This is a genomic window from Nitrobacter sp. 62-23, from assembly GCF_001897285.1.
Taxonomy (GTDB): domain Bacteria; phylum Pseudomonadota; class Alphaproteobacteria; order Rhizobiales; family Xanthobacteraceae; genus Nitrobacter.
The window spans coordinates 1-18,110 of record NZ_MKSM01000115.1 but is presented as its reverse complement, the minus strand read 5'-3'; the positions used below and the strand labels follow the sequence as shown (position 1 = coordinate 18,110).

General features: G+C 63.8%; 17 protein-coding genes and 1 riboswitch. Of the genes, 7 read left to right on the top strand and 10 right to left on the bottom strand.

The annotated features are described in order from the left end of the window. Positions 1-166: 166 nt before the first annotated feature. Positions 167-2,803, bottom strand: a complete 2,637-nt coding sequence (clpB, locus tag BGO16_RS13055; RefSeq protein ID WP_292619170.1) for an ATP-dependent chaperone ClpB — start codon at positions 2,801-2,803, stop codon at positions 167-169. 232 nt (positions 2,804-3,035) lie between these two features. Between clpB and BGO16_RS13050 the strand changes: the two genes are divergently transcribed. Beyond that, a complete protein-coding gene (locus BGO16_RS13050) occupies positions 3,036-3,821 on the top strand; it encodes an MOSC domain-containing protein (RefSeq protein ID WP_292619168.1) in 786 nt (261 codons plus the stop codon). A gap of 16 nt (positions 3,822-3,837) precedes the next feature. On the opposite strand, the gene BGO16_RS13045 is transcribed toward BGO16_RS13050, so the two are convergent. From BGO16_RS13045 to BGO16_RS13035, 3 genes are all read right to left on the bottom strand, one after another. After that, positions 3,838-4,431 carry a TIGR02594 family protein gene (locus BGO16_RS13045; protein ID WP_292619167.1) on the bottom strand — a complete coding sequence of 198 codons (594 nt, stop codon included), beginning with the start codon at positions 4,429-4,431 and terminating at the stop codon, positions 3,838-3,840. A gap of 332 nt (positions 4,432-4,763) precedes the next feature. After that, the gene (gene metW, locus BGO16_RS13040; protein WP_292619166.1) at positions 4,764-5,447 is read right to left on the bottom strand and encodes a methionine biosynthesis protein MetW; all 684 of its coding nucleotides are present in this window, start codon (positions 5,445-5,447) and stop codon (positions 4,764-4,766) included. Between the two features lies 1 nt (position 5,448). Continuing rightward, positions 5,449-6,645, bottom strand: coding sequence for a homoserine O-acetyltransferase (locus tag BGO16_RS13035; RefSeq protein ID WP_292619165.1), 1,197 nt, complete (start codon positions 6,643-6,645; stop codon positions 5,449-5,451). 93 nt (positions 6,646-6,738) lie between these two features. Beyond that, positions 6,739-6,818, bottom strand: a riboswitch (SAM riboswitch). Positions 6,819-7,109: 291 nt separating this feature from the next. Between BGO16_RS13035 and BGO16_RS13030 the strand changes: the two genes are divergently transcribed. From BGO16_RS13030 to BGO16_RS13020, 3 genes are read left to right on the top strand one after another with little or no spacing between them, the layout of a single operon-like run. Continuing rightward, positions 7,110-7,961, top strand: coding sequence for a chorismate mutase (locus BGO16_RS13030; protein ID WP_292619164.1), 852 nt, complete (start codon positions 7,110-7,112; stop codon positions 7,959-7,961). A gap of 24 nt (positions 7,962-7,985) precedes the next feature. Next, complete coding sequence (hisC, locus tag BGO16_RS13025) at positions 7,986-9,083, top strand: histidinol-phosphate transaminase (protein WP_292619163.1); 1,098 nt, start codon at positions 7,986-7,988, stop codon at positions 9,081-9,083. Further along, positions 9,080-10,018, top strand: a complete 939-nt coding sequence (locus BGO16_RS13020; RefSeq protein WP_292619162.1) for a prephenate/arogenate dehydrogenase family protein — start codon at positions 9,080-9,082, stop codon at positions 10,016-10,018. The genes hisC and BGO16_RS13020 overlap by 4 nt, the downstream gene beginning before the upstream one ends. Before the next feature lie 91 nt (positions 10,019-10,109). Here BGO16_RS13020 and BGO16_RS13015 read toward each other — a convergent pair whose 3' ends face one another. Then, entirely contained in the window at positions 10,110-11,306 is a 1,197-nt protein-coding gene (locus BGO16_RS13015) for a DUF2125 domain-containing protein (protein WP_292619161.1), read from the bottom strand. A 168-nt stretch (positions 11,307-11,474) separates the two neighbouring features. Between BGO16_RS13015 and BGO16_RS13010 the strand changes: the two genes are divergently transcribed. Then, positions 11,475-12,059, top strand: coding sequence for a gamma-glutamylcyclotransferase (locus tag BGO16_RS13010; RefSeq protein WP_292619160.1), 585 nt, complete (start codon positions 11,475-11,477; stop codon positions 12,057-12,059). A gap of 354 nt (positions 12,060-12,413) precedes the next feature. Here the strand turns inward: BGO16_RS13010 and BGO16_RS13005 are convergent, their stop codons facing one another. The 4 genes from BGO16_RS13005 to ftsE all read right to left on the bottom strand — a co-directional run bounded on the left by BGO16_RS13005 (position 12,414) and on the right by ftsE (position 15,765). Continuing rightward, complete coding sequence (locus BGO16_RS13005) at positions 12,414-13,187, bottom strand: lysophospholipid acyltransferase family protein (protein WP_292619159.1); 774 nt, start codon at positions 13,185-13,187, stop codon at positions 12,414-12,416. Positions 13,188-13,326: 139 nt separating this feature from the next. Continuing rightward, positions 13,327-14,046 carry a YdcF family protein gene (locus BGO16_RS13000; protein WP_292619157.1) on the bottom strand — a complete coding sequence of 240 codons (720 nt, stop codon included), beginning with the start codon at positions 14,044-14,046 and terminating at the stop codon, positions 13,327-13,329. Between the two features lie 95 nt (positions 14,047-14,141). Beyond that, positions 14,142-15,113 (bottom strand): ABC transporter permease, encoded by a 972-nt coding sequence (locus BGO16_RS12995; protein ID WP_292619156.1) that lies wholly within the window; start codon positions 15,111-15,113, stop codon positions 14,142-14,144. Next, positions 15,106-15,765, bottom strand: coding sequence for a cell division ATP-binding protein FtsE (ftsE, locus tag BGO16_RS12990; protein ID WP_292619155.1), 660 nt, complete (start codon positions 15,763-15,765; stop codon positions 15,106-15,108). Before ftsE ends, BGO16_RS12995 begins: the two co-directional genes overlap by 8 nt. A 299-nt stretch (positions 15,766-16,064) precedes the next feature. Between ftsE and BGO16_RS12985 the strand changes: the two genes are divergently transcribed. Continuing rightward, complete coding sequence (locus BGO16_RS12985; RefSeq protein WP_292619154.1) at positions 16,065-16,907, top strand: MJ0042-type zinc finger domain-containing protein; 843 nt, start codon at positions 16,065-16,067, stop codon at positions 16,905-16,907. A 2-nt stretch (positions 16,908-16,909) separates the two neighbouring features. Further along, positions 16,910-17,296 carry a response regulator gene (locus BGO16_RS12980; RefSeq protein ID WP_292619153.1) on the top strand — a complete coding sequence of 129 codons (387 nt, stop codon included), beginning with the start codon at positions 16,910-16,912 and terminating at the stop codon, positions 17,294-17,296. Here BGO16_RS12980 and BGO16_RS12975 read toward each other — a convergent pair. Beyond that, positions 17,290-18,110 (bottom strand): DUF4175 family protein (locus BGO16_RS12975; protein WP_292619152.1); only part of this gene is annotated, 821 nt, incomplete at its 5' end. The genes BGO16_RS12980 and BGO16_RS12975 overlap by 7 nt on opposite strands.

Genomic DNA, 18,110 nt, shown 5'->3' with positions numbered 1-18,110 from the left:
AGAGTGGCCGGGACGCCCCGAATGGGGTGCCGGAGTGTCGGCCGGTTTTACCTTGCGTTAATGCCGGAAAGCGCGATCACGCGACCGGGCGAGATCAAGGAACGGTCTCGCTTTCGCACGCGGCATCTTCCTGCGATGCAGGAAATCAGGCCGCGTGCGGAGAAGCTCAGTGCAGCTTGCGCTTCGGCATGCGCGGTTCGAACTGCTCGATATCCGCCACCGAGGGCGTCTCACCGTTGAACGTGAGAACGCCGCCCTTGACCGAAATCGCGACGTGGTCGCCATCATGGACCTTGCCCGCCAGGATCATTTCAGCGAGCGGATCCTGCACGTCGCGCTGGATCACGCGCTTGAGCGGGCGCGCGCCATAAGCGGGATCCCAGCCTTTCTCGGCCAGCCGGTCGCGCGCAGCCAAATCGAGGTCGAGCACGATCTTGCGATCTTCGAGCAGCTTTTGCAGCCGGGCGAACTGGATGTCCACGATCCTCCCCATCTCGCTCTTCTGCAGCCGATGGAACAGAATGATCTCGTCGACGCGATTGAGAAATTCGGGACGGAAGTGCGCGCGCACCATCCCCATCACCTGCTCGCGCACGGCGGACGTGTCTTCGCCCTCGGGCTGGTTCACCAGAAACTCCGAACCGAGGTTCGACGTCATGATGATCAGCGTGTTGCGGAAATCCACCGTGCGGCCCTGACCGTCGGTCAATCGGCCGTCGTCGAGCACCTGCAGAAGCACGTTGAACACGTCCGGATGCGCCTTTTCGATCTCGTCGAACAGCACGACCTGATAAGGCCGCCGCCGCACTGCCTCCGTCAGCGCCCCGCCCTCGTCGTAGCCGACATAGCCCGGAGGCGCGCCGATCAGCCGCGCCACCGAATGCTTCTCCATGTATTCGGACATGTCGATGCGGACCATCGCGGTCTCGTCGTCGAACAGATAGGCGGCGAGCGCCTTGGTCAACTCGGTCTTGCCGACGCCGGTGGGCCCTAGGAACATGAACGAGCCCATCGGACGGTTGGGATCCTGCAGGCCCGCGCGGGCGCGGCGCACGGCGGTGGCCACCGCGCGCACGGCCTCGGACTGTCCCACGACACGCGCAGCAAGACTCTCTTCCATCCGCAGCAGCTTTTCCTTCTCGCCCTCGAGCATCTTGTCGACGGGGACGCCGGTCCAGCGCGACACCACCTGAGCGATGTTGTCCGCCGTCACCGTTTCGTTCATCATCGTATTGCTCTCGCTGGCCTCGATGCTCTCCAGACGCTTTTCGAGTTCGGGAATCCGGCCATAGGCCAGTTCGCCGGCTTTCTGGTATTCGCCGCTGCGCTGCGCGTTGGCGAGTTCGATCCGCGCCTGATCCAGTTCGCTCTTGAGTTTGGCGGCATCGGACAACTTGCCTTTTTCCGCATTCCAGCGCGAGGTCAGATCCGCCGACCGTTTCTCCAGATCGACCAGTTCCTTCTCGAGATTCTCAAGACGCGTCCTGGAGCCGGCATCGTTCTCCTTCTTCAGCGCCTCCTGCTCGATCCTCAGCCGCACGATCTCGCGGTCGAGCGAGTCGAGTTCTTCCGGCTTGGAATCAACCTGCATCTTCAGGCGCGCCGCCGCTTCATCGACCAGATCGATGGCCTTGTCGGGCAGGAAGCGGTCGGTGATGTAGCGGTTGGACAGCATGGCGGCCGCGACCAGCGCCGAGTCGGCGATACGGACGCCGTGATGCTGTTCGTACTTGTCCTTCAGCCCGCGCAGGATCGAGACGGTATCCTCCACGGTCGGCTCGGACACGAAGATCGGCTGGAAGCGCCGCGCCAGCGCGGCGTCCTTTTCGACATGCTTGCGGTACTCGTCAAGCGTGGTCGCGCCAACGCAATGCAATTCGCCGCGCGCCAGCGCCGGCTTCAGCAGGTTCGACGCGTCCATCGCGCCATCGGCCTTGCCGGCGCCGATCAGCGTGTGCATCTCATCGATGAACAGGATGATGCCGCCCTCGGCGGACGTTACCTCCTGCAACACCGCCTTGAGCCGCTCCTCGAATTCGCCGCGGTATTTCGCACCGGCGATCAGCGATCCCAGATCGAGCGCCAGCAGCTTCTTGTCCTTGAGGCTTTCCGGCACGTCGCCGTTGACGATGCGCAGCGCCAGGCCTTCGGCGATGGCGGTCTTGCCGACGCCGGGCTCGCCGATCAGCACCGGATTGTTCTTGGTGCGGCGAGACAGCACCTGAATCGTTCGGCGGATTTCCTCATCGCGGCCGATCACCGGATCGAGCTTGCCGTCACGCGCCGCCTGCGTCAGGTCGCGGGCATATTTCTTCAGCGCGTCGTAGGCGTTTTCCGCCGTGGCGCTGTCCGCCGTGCGTCCCTTGCGCAGCGCGTTGATCGCCGCGTTGAGGTTCTGCGGCGTGACGCCTCCATCCTTCAGCAGCTTGCCGGCGTCGCTGTCCCTGTCGAGCGACAGCGCCTGCAACAGCCGTTCCACCGTGACGAAGCTGTCGCCGGCCTTTTCGGCCGCCTGCTCGGCGGCATCAAACGCGCGCGCGGTCGCCGGCGCCAGATAGATCTGGCCCGCGCCGGCGCCGGTCACCTTCGGCATCTTGTTGAGCGCGGCTTCGGTCGCCTTCAGGATCGCGCGCGAATTGCCGCCTGTGCGATCGATCAGGCTTCCCGCCAGACCCTCGCTGTCGTCGAGCAAGACTTTCAGGATATGGAGCGGCGTGAATTGCTGATGGCCTTCGCGGGCCGCAAGCGACTGCGCCGACTGGATGAAGCCGCGCACCCGCTCGGTATATTTTTCAATATTCATGGAATCTCCCTCAGCCTGTCGCCCCTGCCCCGAAGGCACAGAGGCGACATCTTCATTGGGTATTGGATTTCCGCTGGCCGCATTGACGTTCCTCAACCGGCAGCGGTCGGCACGACGGATCGTCGATCCGGCTTGTGGCAAATGTAGGAATACGCTCCCAGGAAATGAAGGGGAACCGCGGCGGGTTTTCAAAACCGATGGCGCAGCCGGCCTGAATCCCTTAAAGGACCCTATGTCTGCCATCCCGGATGCGACTGTCGCCGCCCTTTACCGCTACCCTGTCAAAGGCCTGTCCGCCGAAGCCCTGCCCCATGCGACGCTGCGCCCCGGCGAGACCGTTCCCGGCGACCGCAGCTATGCCATCGAGAACGGCCCTATCGGGTTCGACCCGGCCCATCCGCAGCACTTTCCGAAAAGCCGCTTTCTGATGCTGATGCGCGACGAACGACTCGCCGCGCTCCGCAGCCGCTATGACGATGCCAGCCGGGTCCTGACCATCCGGACCAATGGCGAGGAGGCGGTGCGCGCCGACCTCGGCACCGACGCCGGCCGCGGCGCGGTCGAACGGTTCTTCACCGCCAATTTCACCCGGGAACTCAAGGGACCGCCCAAGGTTCTCGTCGGCAGCGGCCACAGCTTCTCGGACGTCGCAAGGAAGGTGGTCTCGATCATCAACCTCGGCAGCGTCGCCGCCATCGAGGACATGGTCGGGCAGCCGGTTCATCCGCTCCGTTTCCGCGCCAATCTTTACGTCCGCGGCTGGCCGGCCTGGCGCGAACTCGACCTGCTCGGGCACACGCTTGCAATCGGCGACATCCGGCTCAAGGTGGTCAAGCGCATCGTCCGATGCACGGCCACCAATGTCGATCCGGAGACCGCAGCGCGCGACCTCGACATTCCGAACACGCTGACGCGAACGCTGGGGCATCGCGATTGCGGGGTCTATGCCGAAGTCATCACCGGCGGCACGATCGCCGCCGGCGACAAGATCGAAGTGCTCGATCACGACGATTTATGATCGGGTGAAGTTCCGCTCAGTTCGACGGCATCACATAGGCGTAGACGCGGCCGCGCGGATAGACCGCCTCCGCGACGCGATGGCCATGGTTGCCCGAAACGATAATGGGATTGCCACGGCGGTCGACACCGCTGACGACGCCGACATGGCCGCCGCCGCGTCGACCTATGACCGCGATGGCGCCGACCTGCGGACCGGAGACCCTCCGCCCGTAATGCGCGAACGAACTCGCCATGTCGGAGCCCGTTCCCCGATGCCCGGAACGCTTCAGAACCATGTTCATGAAACGGGCGCACCAAAGCCGGCTGCGGCCGGTGGGATTGCCGCCGATGTAACGACGTGCCTCGGTGACGATGTTCGACACGAAGCCTCCACCTGAAAATCCGGTTTCGGTTGAATCCAGGCGCGACGCGTGATTGTGCCTGTGATGGCGATAGCGGTGGTGCCGATGCGCGTGATGATGATGCTTGTGGTGATGAACGTACGCGTGATGTCCCGCGCGGTGATGAGGCCTTGCCGAGGCCGGCGCCGAGAATGCGGCGACTGCCAAGGAACAAACCGCCAGCGCCAGGATATGCGGCAGCCGGCGTAACGCAACTAACTGAGACATTCTTGCTCCCCTGTGACACCTCCCATTTCCCCCCAGCTTCACGGTAAATCCGCGATTATGTTGCGGCGGGAAAACGCGGCGCTTTGAAACCACGGGAGTTAGGGATTTGGAAGTCATATCTGGGTTGCGTGCAGCACAGATCAGCGATGCACTTGGCTGCGGCGGGCCAAAAATTTATCCAAGCTCTTGTTGCGTAATTATAATTTCTATCTGTGGAGAGCCGGCCGCAGAGATTGACGACTTCGTCAGATGGTAAATTTCGCGCCGAATCGGAGCTTCGCGGTCTGTCCAGATTGGTTAAAAAAGCGACAACGCCGTAGCGTTGCCTACGCTTATCTGATCTTCTCCGCCCGGCTCAGCAGGAACACACCCTGCTCCCCGAACATATTCCAGAACCACCATGGCGCGTTGAAGCGCAGCGGCCGGCCATAGAGATCGAGCGCGACCGCACGCTCCATCCTGACGTTGATCTCGTCGCAGAGTTGGACGAAATCCTTGATCGTGCAGAAATGGATGTTCGGCGTGTCGTACCAGGTCGCCGGCAGGTTGTCGGTGCGCGGCATGTGCCCACCGATCAACAGTTGGAGCCGCATTTTCCAGTGGCCGAAATTCGGAAACGACACGATGGCCCTGCTGCCGATCCGCAGCAGGTTTTCAAGCACCGCCTTCGGCTGCCGCGTGGCTTGCAAAGTCTGCGACAGGATCACGTAATCAAAGGCGTCGTCGGGATAGTTGACGAGATCGGTGTCGGCATCGCCCTGCACCACGGCGAGCCCTTTGGCGACGCAGTGATTGACGCCCTCGCGCGACAGTTCGATGCCGCGGCCATCGACGCCGCGCGTCTCGAGCAATTGCAGGAGGTCGCCGTCGCCGCAGCCGACATCCAGCACCTTTGAATTGGGCTCGATCATCTCGGCCAGCAGCAGATGGTCGCTGCGATAACGGCCTTTCCGGCGATAGCGCTTTCGGGGCGGCACGCTGTCAGCCAGCGGCAAGGCAGGTTGCGGTGCGCTCATCTCACTCATCTGCCGTCAGCCCGCGGCTATGGCCTGCTGATTCCAGGAAAGCACGCGCAATGTCGAAAAATTCGGGTACGTCGAGCAGGAAGGCGTCATGGCCGCGATCGGTCTCGATCTCGGCGAAGGAGACCCGCGCCCCGCTGGCATTGAGAGCATGAACGGTGGCGCGCGATTCCGAGGTCGGAAACAGCCAGTCGCTCGTAAATGACACCACGCAGAACCGGGTCCGGGTGCCGCGAAACGCGGCCGCCAGCACGCCGTCATGGTCGGCGGCGATGTCGAAATAATCCATCGCCCGCGTCAAATAGAGATAGCTGTTGGCATCGAAGCGCTCGACGAACGACGATCCCTGATGGCGTAGATAGCTCTCCACCTGAAAATCCGCATCAAAGGAAAACGTCGGCAGTTCGCGGTCCTGCATCCGGCGTCCGAATTTGCGATGCAGCGCTGCATCCGACAGATAGGTAATGTGCGCGGCCATCCGCGCCACGCCGAGCCCGCGGTGCGGATGGGTGCCCTGCTCGACATAGCGGCCGTCGCGCCAGTCGGGATCGGCCATGACAGCCTGTCGTCCCAACTCGTGAAACGCGATGTTCTGCGCGGAGTGGCGGGTGCTGCACGCGATCGGCAGCGCTGAAAACACGCGCTGCGGATAGGCCGCACACCATTGCAGCACCTGCATGCCGCCCATGGAGCCGCCGACCACGGCAAACAGCGTATCGATGCCGAGCCGGTCGATCAGCATCGCCTGCGCCCGCACCATGTCGGGGATGGTGATGACCGGGAAATCCAGCCCCCACACCTTCCCGGTGACGGGATTGGTCGAGGCGGGACCGGTCGAACCCATGCAGCCGCCGATCACGTTCGAGCAAATGATGAAATACCTGTCGGTGTCGAGCGGCTTGCCGGGCCCCACCAGCGTGATCCACCAACCCGGCTTGCCGGTGACCGGATGAACGTTGGCGACATGCTGATCGCCGGTCAGCGCATGGCAGACCAGAACGGCGTTGGATTTGCCGGCGTTGAGTTCGCCGTAGGTCTGGTAGGCGATCTGGAACGGCGCGAGATCGATGCCGCAATCGAGCGGTAGCGGCTGATCGCCGGTGAACATCGCAACCTTTGAGGTGGGATGGTCCGCCTCAAGGGCTCGATCCTCGGCATGAGCCGGGCCCGGTATCGGTTGCACGTTGACCATCCTGCCGATGACCTCCTCCGGGGCTTGGTAAAAAACCGCCGGACCGCAGGCCATAAAAAAACCGGCCTGAACATCTGTTCGGCCGGGATCAGGATTTCGCTGTCCCCGGCCTGTTTAGCGAGTTGTTTAACGTGGCTGCAAGCCGGCCGGCTCAAATGACCACGGAACAGTCGGAACCTAATCCCGCATGCGGTTTTCGTCAAGACAAGCTGCCACTTCCGCCGACGGTGATTGCGTCGAGGCGGCAAGGTTTTCTTTGCTTTCGTGCGCCTACTTTCCTATCAATGCGGCCGCTGGTGGAAATTCATTTACCATTCGCGACCCGTTATTTCGCGAAGGACCGAATTCGCCGAGCGACCGGCGCAACTGTCCCCCGGCGTCGGAGCTTCGCAAAAAGACGCCCCTGGAACGGGAGGGAATGGCAGAACCGGTAGCCGCCCGTTCGCGGCCGACAAGTGGTATCCATGACCAAAGCACCGCCCGCGCCACCTTCCCTGCAGGAGTTGCGCAAAGAGATCGACGGCATCGACGAACAGGTTCACAGCCTGCTCATGCGACGTGGCGACATCATCGATCGCCTGATCTCGGTGAAGCAGACCCAGGAAACCGGCTCCGCATTCCGCCCGGCGCGCGAAGCCGACATGATGCGCCGCCTGGCGCAGCGTCATCGCGGCATCCTGCCGCTCGACACCGTCGAGAGCATCTGGCGCGTCATCATCGCGACCTTCACCTATGTGCAGGCGCCATTTTCGCTGCACGCCGACCTGTCGCTCGGCGAATCCGCGATGCGGGATTCCGCGCGCTTCCACTTCGGCTTCACGGTGCCGTTCGTGCCGCATTTCAGCGCGCAGGCGGCCGTGGAAGCGGTGGCGAATTCGAAGGGCGACCTTGCGCTTGTTTCGGCGACATCGAGCCGTGCGCCGTGGTGGCTTGCGCTCGAAGCCGACGGCGCGCCGAAGATCATCGCCCGCCTGCCTTTCATCGAGCGCGCCGACCATCCGGCGGCGCTGCCGGTGTTCGTGGTCTCGCGCGTCGCCGACGATGCGCGGGTCACCGAAGTGGAAACCTGGAGCGTGCGCGTGTCCGGCTGGAATGCCGGTATCGCGCGAACGCTGTCGCCGCTTGCCGAAATCGTCGCAGTCCCCGACACCGCCTTCGACGGCGCCGCGCTGCTGGTGTCCGTCACCGGCGGCACCGGCCTCGACACGATCCGAGCGGCGCTGTTTGAGGCCGGTGCGTCGGTTCGTTCGACGGCCCTCGTCGGCAGCCACGCAACACGCTATACGATACCTTCCAGCGCGGCGGCTCGCCCGTAACGTCGGACTGTCCCGGAGTTCATCATGTCCCGACCGGTGCCGAATCCCGGCATTCTCGATATTGCGCCCTACGTGCCCGGCAAGAGCCCGGTGCCGGAAGCGGGCCGCAAGATGTTCAAGCTGTCGGCCAACGAAACGCCGTTCGGCCCCTCGCCGAAGGCGATGGACGCTTACCGCAATGCCGTGACGCATCTCCAGGACTATCCGGAAGGCACCTCGCGCGTGCTGCGCGACGCCATCGCGCGCGCCTACGGACTCGACCCCGATCGCATCATCTGCGGCGCAGGGTCGGACGAAATCCTGAACCTGCTGGCGCATACCTATCTCGGCCCCGGCGACGAGGCGATTTCGACCACCCACGCCTTTCTGGTGTACCCGATCGCGACCATGGCGAACGGCGCGACCAACGTCGTCGCGCCGGAGACCGACTACACCGCCGACGTCGACGCGATCCTCAAGCGCGTGACGCCGAAGACCAAGATGGTCTGGCTCGCCAATCCCAACAATCCGACCGGCACCTATCTGCCGTTCGACGAGGTCAGGCGGTTGCGCGCAGGACTGCCCTCGCACGTGCTGCTGGTGCTCGACGCCGCCTATTCCGATTATGTGTCGCGCAACGACTACGAATTCGGCATCGAACTGGTGGCGACCACCGAAAACACCGTGCTGACGCACACCTTCTCCAAGATCCATGGCCTGGCTGCGTTGCGCATCGGCTGGATGTTCGGCCCGGCGCATATCGTGGAGGCGGTGAACCGGATACGCGGCCCCTTCAACGTCTCGACCCCTGCGATGCTTGCGGCCGCGGCGGCGATCGGGGACACCGCGCACGTCCAGATGTCGAAGGCGCATACGGAGAAGTGGCGCAACTGGCTGACGGATGAAGTGACAAAACTTGGCCTCAAGGTGACGCCGAGCGTGACGAACTTCATTCTGATCCACTTCCCCGAGACCCGGGGCAAGACCGCGTCCGAGGCCGATGCGTTTCTGACCCGACGCGGCCTGGTGCTGCGCGCGCTCGACAATTATGGCCTGCCGTATGCGCTGCGTTTGACCATCGGCACCGAGGAAGCCAACCGCCTGGTGGCTGAGGGCTTGCGCGACTTCATGGCACCGGCATGACGGCAGCGCCCTTGTTCCAGCGGATCGCGCTGATCGGATTTGGACTGATCGGCGGTTCGATCGCGCGCGCCGCGCGTGCGCGAGGCCTCGCCGGAGAAATCGTCGTCACCGCACGCTCCGCGAAAACGCGTGCGCGGGTGACGGAGCTTGGCATCGCCGATCGCGTGGTGGAAACCAACGCCGAAGCCACTGACGGCGCCGATCTCGTGATCCTCTGCATTCCCGTCGGTGCGTGCGGAGCAGTGGCGCAGGAGATCGCGCCGCATCTCAAGCCGGGCGCCATCGTCTCCGACGTCGGATCGGTGAAAGGCGCCATCGTCCGCGACATGGCTCCGCATCTGCCCGCGAGTATTCATTTCGTGCCCGCGCACCCGGTCGCCGGCACTGAGCACTCGGGACCGGATTCCGGTTTCGCCGAGTTGTTCATCAACCGCTGGTGCATCCTGACGCCGCCAGAGGGGACGGACACCGCCGCGGTGGACAGATTGCGCGCATTCTGGACCGCGATCGGCGCCAGGGTCGAAACCATGACGCCCGAACATCACGACCTGGTGCTGGCGATTACCAGCCACCTGCCGCACCTGATCGCCTACACCATCGTCGGCACCGCGGACGAACTCGGCGAGGTCACGTCCTCGGAAGTGATGAAATTCTCCGCCGGCGGCTTTCGCGACTTCACCCGCATCGCGGCGTCCGATCCCACGATGTGGCGCGACGTTTTCCTGTCCAACAAGGACGCGGTGCTGGAAATGCTCGGCACCTTCAATGAGGATCTTTCCAAGCTGACGCGCGCCATGCGCCGTGGCGACGGAGAGGCGCTGTTCGAGCATTTCACCCGCACCCGCGCGATCCGCCGCGGCATCGTCGAGATCGGTCAGGATTCGGCGGCTCCGGATTTCGGACGGCTGCAACCGAACGCGGCAAAGAAGCCTTAAGAAGTCATGGCCGGATTCGATCCGGCACTCCATCCGCTTAAGAAGATGGATGGACGCGGGTCAAGCCCGCGCATGACGGCCGGGGTAAATGTCAGAACAGCGGCGGCGTCTGGGCGACCTTCAACGGCCCGATGAAGACGGCGCCATCGACGAAACGCAACGGGAAGGAGCGCGCCTTCCTGCCTTCGAGCGTTGCCTCCTGACCGATCGCCGCGAGGCCCGCGGTGACACCGGCATTGGCGTTCTCCCGCACGGCCTTGCCCAATCCCGGAATCGCCCGATCCAGCGCACCGAACAGATTGTTGATGTCTTCCGTCTTCACGCCCGGCGCGACCTTGTCGAGCGTGCCCTGCGGAACACCCTCCTCCAGCATTTGCTGGATTCCGAGCGCCGGAATGATCGCCTCAAAGCCGGTCGCCGTCATATGCAACTCGCCGTCGAGGTGTCCATCGGCGGTGAGGCCAAGCGAGCCGGCGGCGATCGCAATCAGATCACCCTGCTGGATGCGCGACTGCATGATCTCGACGCGGCCGCCCACAGCCTGCAATTCGCGAAACCGCACCGGCCAGGGTTTGGGCGTGAAATCCTTCAACCCGTGCAGCATCGCACGAACGTCCGCATCGAACGGCTTGGTCAACACCGGGTGAATGTCGGGAAGCGTTGCTCCGGTCAATTCGAGGACGGTCTCGATCGTCGGGTGATCCGGTTTGGAGTTCTCCGCGATGCGGCCGTGAAGCTCGACGTGGCTCGCACGTGCGACCGGGGTCTGCACAGAGCCGTCCACGCGATCGACCACTGGATCGTCGAATACGAGGTCAGCGCTTTGCGGTGTGCCGGGCAGCCCGACAATGCTGCTGCGCGCGGTCTTCCAGTTGACGACCATCACCGGCTGCCCCAGCCGGTATAGCGTCGCCGGAGCCTTGAACTCCGCGATCAGCAACCTCGGAGTGTAGATCTGCGAGATCACAAAAATGTCCCCGAGGCGGGCGGTCACCGGTGGCGCTTGGGCAGCCGCCTGATCAGCGGTCTGCGACCTCAGCTCGACGGTCGCATCCAGGCAGTGAACCTCCAGGCGGAACGGAAACCCCGCGACGGTCCGCTTGGCGCAATCATAGATGCGCCCGGACGCGGCTTCGCGCGCGCGCCAGGCGTCGACGGTACGGTCGACCTGCGAAGCCGAATAGAACCAGAACGCGCTCCACGCTATGGCAGCGACGACCACCAGCGCGGGCATGACGAAAATGGGCCAAAGACGATGCTTGGAAGGGGGCGTGGTGGCGGCGGCCATGCAGGAAGGTACACTCGTGAATTTGTCAAATCAGCGGTTGCCTTGGAGAATAATCGCGCCGTTGCGGCAAAACCAGCCCTTTCAATTCCGCTTCGCCTGACAGCGCGGGTCTGCAATATTTCAGGGGCAGGATGCGGTCAAAGAACCGCAACCCTCCAGGCATACGCGATGAATGCTCAACGACAATTCGAGCCGGGTTCCGGCCATTCCGATACCGATTTCTGGGTGTTCGGTTACGGTTCGCTGATGTGGCGGCCGGGATTCGACTTTGCCGAGCAGGTGCCGGCGCGGCTGATCGGCGAGCACCGGGCGCTCTGCGTCTATTCGTTCGACCATCGCGGGACGCCGGAGAAACCGGGGCTGGTTCTCGGCCTCGACCGCGGAGGCGCCTGCCGCGGCATCGCGTTCCGCGTTGCGCCGAGCTGTCGCGAGGCCACCCTCGCTTACCTGCGCGGGCGCGAACAGACCACCCACGTCTATCGCGAGGTGATGCGCTCCGTCTGGCTCGAGGACGACGCCCGCCGGCGGGTCAGCGCGCTGGCCTATGTCGTCGATCGCGGTCATGTCCAGTATGCCGGACGGCTGACGCTGGCGGAACAGGTTCGCTACGTGCGGCAGGGCCACGGCCGCTCCGGCCATAATCGCGACTACGTGCTGTCCACCGTGAAGTCGATCGAGGCACAGGGCTTTCGCGACCCGAAACTTCATCAGCTGGCGGAATTGCTGCGCGACGATACGCCGGTGCGCGGCTAGTGGAGTGCATTTGACATTCGCTACCCACTTTGCAGCAAACCCGGCAGGCGAATGTCAAATTCAAAACTCCACTATAGCGTTTTCGAGCGAAGTGGATACCGGTTCGCGTGAAGAAAACGCGTTAAATCAAGCGCCTAGAGTCTTTCACTGTTTCCATGGAACGGTGAAGGACCCTGGAAACCTGATAGTTGCTAGTGGTCCTTTGATTCTAACATTTGCAAGAACTCCCTGCCGCAACGGGATGCAAATGTTAGAATCGGACCCACTGCTTCAACTGTTTGAATCAGACTCGTTGCTTGTTTTGATTGGGCATGATCTTTTCCGAAAACCGGTTTCCACTTTCGGGATCATGCTCTAATCCTCGGTCTTTGAGGCGTCCGGCCCGCGCCCGAACAACCGCGCCTGCTCGCGCTGCTCCGCCTCGACCAGAGCCGTCGTCGCTGTTTCGATCGAGGCCGCCAGCCGCGACATGAATTCGTCGCGCCGCAATCCCGGCGGCAGCGGATCGAGAAACTCGACCGAAATCGTTCCGGGATAGCGCAGGAACGTGCGGCGCGGCCAGCACAGGCCGGAATTGAGCGCCACCGGCACGCACGGCACCTTGGCCTCGGCATAGATCATGGCGACGCCGCTTTTATATGCCGGCGGCGCGCCGATCGCCCGCCGCGTCCCCTCGGGGAAAATGACAAGCTGACGCCCGAGACGCATCTGCTCCTGCGTCATCCGGGCCAGCATCTTGAGCGAGCGTATGCCGGCCTTGCGGTCGATGCCGATCATGCCGGTCTTCGTCAGATACCAGCCGAAAAACGGAATCCACTTCAACTCGCGCTTGAGAATGACGATCGGCTGGTCGATGAGACTGAACAGCGCGAACGTCTCCCACATCGACTGATGCTTCGAAGCGATGATCAGCGGCCCTTTCGGAATCCTTCCGGCGCCGAGAATCCTCACGCGCGTGCCGCAAATCACCCGCATCAGCCAGATGTTCCAGCGTCCCCAGGCCTTCGCCATGCCGACGAGGGCTGCGCGCGGCATCGCGAAGGTCGGCAGCGCGGCAATGATCCAGATCGCCATCGTCAGATAGAACAGGACGTTGAAGACCAGCGAGCGCAGAAAGATCAAAATCATCAACGATCCAATTTCGTGGCGCCGGAAGCGGATCCGGCCAGCCGCAAGGCAATGCTCTCATCAATAACCCGCGCGTGTTCTGATCGCAAAACCGGCTTGCACCTTGCGCTGGCGCGGCCGTTTGGATCGGGATCATACACTAACCGGAGGGCGGTCGTTTCGGCTCGGCCGATCCGGCAGACGGGTCGGTGGTCTCGGGGAAAGGTTCGAGACCAATATAAGCCAGGCGAACCCGCGCCTCCGCGGCGAGGTATTTGACATATTCCGACAGCAACAGCCGCAAGGTAGCACCGCTCGTCCACCATGGCTCTTCGCGCCACTTATCGCCGATCACCGCAAACGGAATCAGGGTGATGTCCGGCATCGCATGCGACAATTCGACGATGGCGCGGGGCATGTGATAGTTGGAGGTCACCACGATCAGCGAGTGGAAACCCCGTTCGTCGACCCAGCGCCGCGTCTCGCTGGCATTGCTCCGGGTGTTGACCGCCGACCGATCGAGATCGACGCAGCATGTCAGCAGCCGCTGGCTGTCGGGCAAGGAGCGCGAGATATCACTGACCCCGTTGGTGGGGTGGACGCCCGAGATCAGCAGTCGCTTGCCATAGCCGCCGGCCAGAAGCTCGATCGCGTCGGAAATCCGCGACGATCCGCCGGTGAGCACGACGATGCCGTCGGCATTGCTGGCCGGTTTCGTTTCGACTCCGCGCAGTTGCGACAGAAATCCGACGAAGCCCACTCCCGCCCCGACAAAGGCGATCCCGGCTACGGCAACCACCGCCGCGAGCATCCTGGCGCGACGCCGCGCCGGCGTCTGGCGCGTGGCTTCCGGCTTGTCATGGCGCGCTTGTTCACTCATCCGTGCGATATTCCTGGTCACCCCGACTTTAGTTCGTTTTGGGGCGAAGTGGAATCCGGTCGCGCTAGGTAAAGCGGGAGACCTGAACCAGCCACTCAGTCAATTTCGTCCAGCGTCGCAAACAACGTGCGGCGGGCGGCCAGGGCGGTGATCGCGGCGATCAGCACCGTCTGCGCCGCCAGAACGAGATAGCCTGAAGGACGCAGCGAGAACGTGCCCAGCAGCGCCGCGAACTGGTCTCCGACCGGCGTTCCGGAAAACCAGGTGGCGATCGATTCGGAGAAGCCGAACATCAGCATGGCGGCGACGCAGCCGATCGCGCCGCCCTCGAACCCGAGCCGCAGGAAATGCCGCAGGAAGCGATTGGCGATGTAGCGGTCGCTCGCGCCGACGAAATGCAGCACCTCGACGATCGGCCGGTTGGCCGCCATGGCACCACGGGTCGCGAAGGATACCGAAATTATAGTGGCGATGATGACCAAAACGAGCACGCCGATCCCGGCGAACACCGTCGCATTGGTCATCGACCGCATCCGGTTGATCCAGGCGCGATGGTCGTCCACGCTGGCCGACGGCGCCACCTGCGTCACGCGGCCGCGGAGTCCTTCAAGGTCGAGCCTGGTCCCCGGCGCCGCCCGCGCCACGATCATGCGCGGCACCGGCAGATCGTCAAGCGACAGGCCACTGCCGAGCCACGGCTCCAGCAGCCTGGCGGACTCCTCCCGGGTGTACGGCCTGACCTCAAGAATGCCCGGCTCGGCGCGCACGGCGCCGGCGACAGCGGCAACGTCGCGCTCAATGTCGCGACCGGCGACCGGGCGCACCTGAATGGTGATTTCGCTCGCAACGTCCGACTGCCATTCCGTCGCCGAGGCGCTGACCAGCAGAACCGCCCCGGTCGTGATCGAGGCGAGAAACGTCATGATGGCGACGACGGCGACCAGAGCACGGCCGGCGATCGAAGCGCGCGGCACGATCGGCGACATGTTGCGCGCGCGGGCCGGCACCTGCGGGCGTTCGCGCCCGAGGTCCATCAAAACGCCGTGGTCGTCGCCAGTGTTACTCATAGACGTGCAGCCGTCCCTGATGGAGCACCAGACGCCGCGCGTCGTACTGGTCCATCAGCGTGATATCGTGGGTGGCGATGATGACCGCCGTGCCGGATTTGTTCAGCTCGATGAACAACCGCAACAACCGCCGTCCGAGCGTCGGATCGACGTTGCCGGTCGGCTCGTCCGCCAGCAGGAGTTGCGGACGCGCGATCACCGCCCGAGCGATCGCCGCGCGCTGCTTCTCGCCGCCGGATAACACCGGTGGCAGCGCGTCCATGCGTTCGCCGAGCCCCACCCATCTCAGAAGATCGATGACTTCGCGCCGGTAGGTCGACTCATCGCGCCCCATCACCCGGAACGGCAAGGCGACGTTCTCGTAAGTGGTCATGTGATCGAGCAGGCGAAAGTCCTGCAAGACGATGCCGATGCGCTTGCGCAAATCGGCGACCTCGTCCTTGCCAAGCAGCGAGACGTCCTGACCGAACAAATTGACCAGCCCCCGCGTCGGCCGCAGCGACAGAAACAACAGCCGCAGCAGGGACGTCTTTCCTGCCCCCGACGGGCCGGTGAGAAACTGGAAGGAATGGGCCGGAACCTGAAAGCTGAGGTCGCGCAAAATCTCCGGGCCGAGCCCGTAGCGCAAGCCGACATTTTCGAATCGGATCAAGCCTGGCGCCCCGAATCCAAAGTTCGCAACATTCCTGGCGCCTCCTTTCGCGAACCTTGGATCAGAAAAGACGTCAACGTCGGTCGTTCAGAAGTTCCCTTGACGGGCTCCTTACGAAAATGAGGAGAATTTCCGATCCGCCCCACGAACTCGGTTCGCGGACGCGATCGGCCAAATCAAGCTGCCCGGACCTTGCGCGCCCCTGCGGCGATCGGATCCGTTGTGCGTCGGTTATGGTTTCCGATTCGTTAACGGTCGGCGCATAGACTCCGGACAGCGTCATTTGCGGCGATTCGTCCATGCACATCATCTGCCCTCATTGTACGACATCCTACGCGGTCGACTCCGCAACTTTCGGCGATGCGGGCCGCACCGTGCGCTGCTCGCGCTGCAAGGAAACATGGCGGGCAATGCCCGAAAAGGTAGCCGTCGCCGCCGCTCGCGTTCCTTCCATGGCAGGAGCGGACGAGGCGGCGGGATGGACCGAACCCGCGCGAGCCATCCCCTCCATCGACAGCCCTTCGATCGCCAGCGACCTGCCGGAAACCCCGGAACCCGGCGGCACGCAACAGGAGCTTGCCGGCGCATGGACCTCGCCGGCGCAGCAGGACAATACGCCTCAGCCTCAGGCCGACAAGCGCCCGCTCACCTCGCGGCTGCGCGGATTGCTCAAGCCGAGGTTCGCGTTGCGCGGCGCTGCGGTGAATCTGAACATCGTCTGCGTCGCGATGGCCGCCATGGTGCTGGCGCTGGTGATCTGGCGCGCCGAGATCGTGCGGCTGCTGCCGCAAACCGCAACGTTCTATCGTCTCGCCGGGCTGGAGGTGAACTTGCGGGGCCTAGTGTTCAAGGACGTCAAGATGTCGAGCGAAACCGTCGACGGCAAACCCGTCCTGATCATCGAAGGGATGATCGTGGCGCAAACCCGCAAGCCGGTCGAATTGCCACGCCTGCGCTTCAGCGTCCGTGACGCACACGGCTCGGAGATCTATGCGTGGAACGCGGTGCTCGAACAGGCTGCGCTCAAGCCCGGCGAGAATGTCTGGTTCCGTTCGCGGCTGGCGTCGCCGCCGCCCGAAGGCCGCAGCATCGACGTTCGTTTCTTCAACCGGCGGGATCTTGCCACGGGAAGCGGAGTGTAGCCGTGGCGCGCGTTCTCATCGCCGACGACGAGGATTCGATGCGGTCGCTGGTCGCCCGCGCCATCGCCATGGACAGCCACGAGACGGTGACCGCGGCCGACGGCGCAGAGGCGCTGGATATTCTGGCCGGCGACGCCCGCGCCTTCGATCTTCTGCTCACCGACATCAAGATGCCGATCATGGACGGCATCGCCCTGGCGCTGGCCGCCGCGCGCGATTTCCCAGATCTGGTCATTCTGTTGATGACCGGATTCGCCGATCAGCGCGAGCGCGCATCGGGGCTCAACGCGATCGTCCACGACGTCGTCACCAAGCCGTTTTCGGTGGCCGATATCCGCACCGCCGTCGCCGATGCGCTGGCCGAACGACGCTCGCGCAACGATCAGTAATCCTTGAGCAGCCGCTCGATGTAGTCGAGTTCGATCTTCGGCCGTGACGGATCGGCGAAACGGCGGCGCAGCTCTTCGAGAATGCGACGGACCCGCTGCACGTCGATCTCACCGGGAATCCTGACGCTCGAATCATTGCCGAATTCCCGGCCACGCACCGGCCGCCCCAGCGGATCGGTCTGGTTGCCGCCGCTCTGCCGGTTGCCCGCCCGACTGCCCGAACCGTCCTCGCCCTGCCCCTCGCCCTGCTGCATGGCTTCAGCCAGACTCCGGGCGCCCTTGCGCAACGCCTCAAGCGCGCGGCCTTGCGCATCGACGGCGCCCTCGGCATTGCCTTCGCCAAGCCGTCCGCCGGCGTCGCCCATGGCGCTATCGGCCTGACCGAGACCATCCTCGCCCTGTTCAGCCTGCGATCCCTGCTCGCCGTCCTGACCGAGCCTGTCACGCTGAGCCGGTCCCATGCCGCGCCGGGCAAGCTCCTGCTGCAATGTCCTCAGCCTGTCTTGCAGCGCCTGCTGATCCTGCTGCAAGCCCTCCATCGGATGCTGTCCGTCCTGGCTGTTGTCATGCATCCGGTCGCGCCGTGACTCCTGACCCTGCTTGAAAGTCCTGTCGCGCAACTGCTGCTGCTTGCGGATCATGTCGCCCAGTTCGTTCAGCGACTGCTGGAAGTCTCCATCCTCGCTCTGGCCCGGCTGCGCCATCTGGAGATTTTCGAGCATCTGCTGCAATTGTTCGAGCAACTGCCTGGCGGCGTCCTTGTCGCCGGAGCGCGACAGCCGCTCCATGCGCTCGATCATGTTGTCGAGGTCGC